This is a genomic window from Corynebacterium sp. CNJ-954, from assembly GCF_001942345.1.
Lineage (GTDB): Bacteria > Actinomycetota > Actinomycetes > Mycobacteriales > Mycobacteriaceae > Corynebacterium.
In genome coordinates, this window is the sequence record NZ_MKKI01000029.1 from 1 (window position 1) to 3920 (window position 3920).

5 protein-coding genes are annotated in these 3920 nt (G+C 61.0%); 1 reads left to right on the plus strand and 4 read right to left on the minus strand.

All coding sequences use genetic code 11. The features are described from left to right. Positions 1-152: 152 nt before the first annotated feature. Positions 153-245 carry a hypothetical protein gene (locus BJF89_RS20015; RefSeq protein ID WP_075814477.1) on the plus strand — a complete coding sequence of 31 codons (93 nt, stop codon included), beginning with the start codon at positions 153-155 and terminating at the stop codon, positions 243-245. A gap of 167 nt (positions 246-412) precedes the next feature. Here the strand turns inward: BJF89_RS20015 and BJF89_RS09885 are convergent, their stop codons facing one another. The 4 genes from BJF89_RS09885 to BJF89_RS09900 form a co-directional block, all read right to left on the minus strand. Then, positions 413-1285: a helix-turn-helix transcriptional regulator gene (locus BJF89_RS09885; protein WP_075814471.1), complete on the minus strand. Its 873-nt coding sequence runs from the start codon at positions 1283-1285 to the stop codon at positions 413-415. 26 nt (positions 1286-1311) lie between these two features. Next, positions 1312-1746, minus strand: coding sequence for a tautomerase family protein (locus BJF89_RS09890; protein WP_075814473.1), 435 nt, complete (start codon positions 1744-1746; stop codon positions 1312-1314). A gap of 110 nt (positions 1747-1856) precedes the next feature. Continuing rightward, a complete protein-coding gene (locus BJF89_RS09895) occupies positions 1857-2711 on the minus strand; it encodes an SDR family NAD(P)-dependent oxidoreductase (RefSeq protein ID WP_075814475.1) in 855 nt (284 codons plus the stop codon). 298 nt (positions 2712-3009) lie between these two features. Next, complete coding sequence (locus BJF89_RS09900) at positions 3010-3456, minus strand: GtrA family protein (RefSeq protein ID WP_255372584.1); 447 nt, start codon at positions 3454-3456, stop codon at positions 3010-3012. Between the last annotated feature and the right edge of the window lie 464 nt (positions 3457-3920).

Sequence of the window (3920 nt, forward strand, 5' to 3'; positions counted from 1 at the left end):
GCAATCGAACCCGGATGCAGTGATCGTGGCCAAGGCCTTCACAGGCGCTTAAACCAGGGCCGAGAGGTCAGATAGCCCTGTCGAGATCGGTTTCCCGACGCTACCAACACCACTTTGCAACAACACCAAGCAAACTGTAGGACGCCGGCTACATCACCAGTCACTGGCAAACCCCGGAGACCGGTCCTGCCCGGAAGATCCTCACCATCACCGATGAGGGCAAAGAGCACTACCGGCGCCTGTAGGCCCAGTGGTCAGATGTTAGCGACATCCTCACTGGCGCTACGCCGGTAACCACGAACCCAAGCTAGGAGCGCTGCACAATGAGCTACCACCATGACCTCGTGGCCCAAACACCGCGACTGTCACCTATTCGTTCGACAGTCCCAGTATGTGTGCGACAACGGTAGCTTTAGGACGAATGTCGTGTCGGGGAGGGCGGCATAGTGTGGGTCTCGCTCATCAATAGGTTGAGGGCCTCGTGAGAGGAGGTTCCGGGTTCCGTGGTGTAGATGTACAGGGTTTGGTGCTGGTCGCCCGGCAGTGAGAGGGTCTCGAAGTGGATTTCGAGGTTCCCGACGATGGGGTGGTCGAGGTGTTTGGTGCCATGGGTACGTTGGTGAACGCGGTGTTGTGACCACCAGTTGCGGAACTCAGGGCTGATCATAGAGAGTTCGCCGACGAGTTGTTGCGTGCCCTGGTCGTCAGGATTGGCAGCCGCGTCGAGGCGTAGGGCCTCGACCGCGTTGCGCGCTTGTTCTTCCCAGTCGATGAAGAGGCTGTGAGCCTCGTCGCTGAGGAGCATCCAGCGGGCGTAGTTGCGGTGTTTAGCGGGCATCGCTTCAAAGTCCGCGAACAGGGTGCGAGCGAGTGTGTTCGTCGCGAGGATGTCCGTGCGGTGGCCGAGGATCAGTGCTGGTTGTGCGGAGAGGGAGTCGAGGAGTTGCCTCAGTGCGGGCCGCACTCTTTGCACTGCGGCGCGGCGGCGCGGCGCAGGGGCGTCCGATGTGCGAGCGAGCTGATGGAGGTAGGCACGCTCCGCGTCGTCGAGGGTGAGCGCTTTGGCGATCGCGTCGAGCACTTGCCGGGATGGGACGATGCGACGTCCCTGCTCGAGGCGCGTGTAGTAGTCGGTGGATACACCGGCGAGGAGCGCGACTTCTTCGCGTCGCAGTCCTGCTACCCGGCGGACTCGGTCGTCTGGGAGCAGTCCGGTCTCCTGCGGGTTGCGATCTGCACGGGCGCGACGCAGGAACTGTCCAAGTTCTTTATGCGGATTGCTCATGACACGTATTCTCCCAGGTGTCGTGGTCAGATCGGGCGTGCGTCCGGGTCTGGGTGACGGAGTTCGTCGAGGCTGATCGTGCTGCCGAACACTCCCCCGTTGGTGGGCTGGATGTCACGGAAGAGTATGTAGACCGGCGCGGGAGCGTCATCGGGCATATTGGCGGCGTGCTTGATGGCGTGGGTGAAGTCACTGATGATGTGCTCTTTCGCCATGTCGTCGAGTCCTCCTGCGAACGCGTTCACTTCTACGGTAGTCACCGATGCCCTGGCGGTCTGTCCGCCGTGATAGACGTGTGTAGGGGTGAGGTCATGCATGTAGATCCACACGGTACTCCGCACGAAAGCGGTCAGCGGCAGGCCTTCGTGCGTGAGAGCGATGGTCGTCAGCTGCTCAGCGAGCTCGTCGCGAGTGTGATTGTTGAACGTCCCGGCGGGGGCGGTGATGTGGATGATGGGCATGGGCGTGCTTCCTCCGAAGGATGAGTGCGCGTGACCTGCAGGCAGCGGCCGAATCGGATCAGCCGAACACGGATCTAATTCGCCCGCCGCGGGCGTGTCCGAGCGATCTGTTAGCGCACGTAATCGGTGCTGTGTGCGAGGTCGCGCCCAGCGAGGATATCGGCCTTGAGGGAATCAGCCTTCCCCTCGGCTAGGCCGGAGGAATCGGATCCGAGCTGCTGACGCAGCGGTCCGGTCTGCTGCTGCGCGATCGTCACGAACGCCGCAGCCGCCTTGACGGGGTCACCGAGCTGACTACCCGGCATCGCCTGGTGCACGGAGATCATCTCACGGATCGCGGGGTACGCATCTGACACGTTCGTAGCCAGCGCGAGAGAGTTGTCGGTCAGGAAATCGGTGTTGAAGTAGCCCGGCTCGACGATCGAAACCCGGATACCGTGATCGGTGACTTCGGCAGCCAGCGACTCCGAAAGACCTTCGACCGCGTACTTCGCCGCGCAGTACAGTCCCCAGCCGGGGAAAGACAGCACGCCGAGAATCGAGGAGACGTTGATGATGTGTCCCGAGCGGGCAGCACGCATCTGTGGCAGGACCGCACGGATCACGTTCCACGTGCCGTTCACCTGCACATCGAGCATGGCGCGGACATCAGCTTCGCTGGTTTCCTCGACGGCGCCGAGGTGCCCGTAGCCGGCGTTGTTGACGACAACATCGATGCTTCCAAAGCGCGCGGTCGCCTCAGTGATCGCGTCGACGACCTGCGCCTGATCGGTCAGGGACACCTGCAAGGGCAGCAAGTGGGTGGTGTCGGTTCCTTCCAGCCCGGTGAGGAGCCGCTCGGCGGAACGCGTGGTCGCCGCCACACGGTCGCCACGGTTCAAGAGGTGCTTCACAAGCTCGCGTCCCAGGCCGCGGGAAGTGCCGGTGATGAACCAGACGGCGGGGCGATCAGTGGGGTAAGTCATTCGAGGCTTCCTTTCTCAGTGGGTACTCCCCTATTTTCCCCACGAGGCGAACGAAAAAACGGCCATACCTGGGCCTGTTTAACCTAGGACGCGCATGCCTACCTTATGAGAGTCAGCCCATCTGCGTTTCCGGGACGCTCTCAGGGCATCGCCTGAGCTTGTCGAAGAGTATGCGCTGTGAATGTGATCGATATATGGCGTGGTTCTGCGATCACTCTGTGACGTGCACGCTCGGCCGGAAATCGCATCAGGGTCGCACCGAGCGACTGGTGGAAGCGACACTGAACACGTTTCTGCTTCAAGCCCTGCGAAAGACCCAGAAGTTCTGCAGTAGGAAGTTCAGTGTCGTCGCCACACCTTGCGACACGAACCAGGACCAAAAGACAAGGTTCGGCAGCGAGGGAAGGGAGTGCCGCATGACGCCGTTGACCAGCACCGCAACAATGAAACACGCCACATACGATACGGCAGCCCGGAGCTTTTCTGACCTCGTTCGCTTGCCATTGAACGTCACGTAGCTGTTCACGAAGTACGCCATCGTACTGCCGATGATGTAGCTGCTACCCCTGGCAACGGCAGAGGGGGAGCCGAAGAACAGTAGAAGCGCCATAGTCGTGAAGTCGACGACCGCGCCGACGACCCCAACGAGACCGAAGCGCATGATCTTCCGGAACACGGGCCTCCTCGGCTGATAGCGGGGCTCCTCCGGCGTCACCGGCGACGCCGGCGACGTTGACTGGATCACCGTACCCAAAATACTGCCACGAAACCGGAGGCCACAACAGCTACCACGGCAACATCTACAACGGCCGCAGAAGATGCCGACGATGAAACAGAACCTTCCGTGAAGTGGAAGACATCTCCCAGTCCGACACCCTAGAGCCCGGCGACATTGCCGAGGAGATCATTCAGATCCTTAGATGGTGACCCTTGCACTGCCGCCGCCCTAACAGAAAGCAACAGATAGTTATATTAATATCAAGAGAACTCATGCCTCATCAAACTAAAGGTTTACAAGACACCGGCGGCGAGCGTTCCGAGAACCGTGACTCCTGCGGGAACAGGCAGGAAAACGGTGCTGCTGCAAAGTGGTGCGGGCAGTGCCCGGGAGCTGATCGAGGAGGAGGTTCACCCCCGTAGCCCTGATCTCTCAGGCGCCGGCGAAGGCCTTGGTGACGATCACCGCATCCGGGTTCGGATACCCGAAGG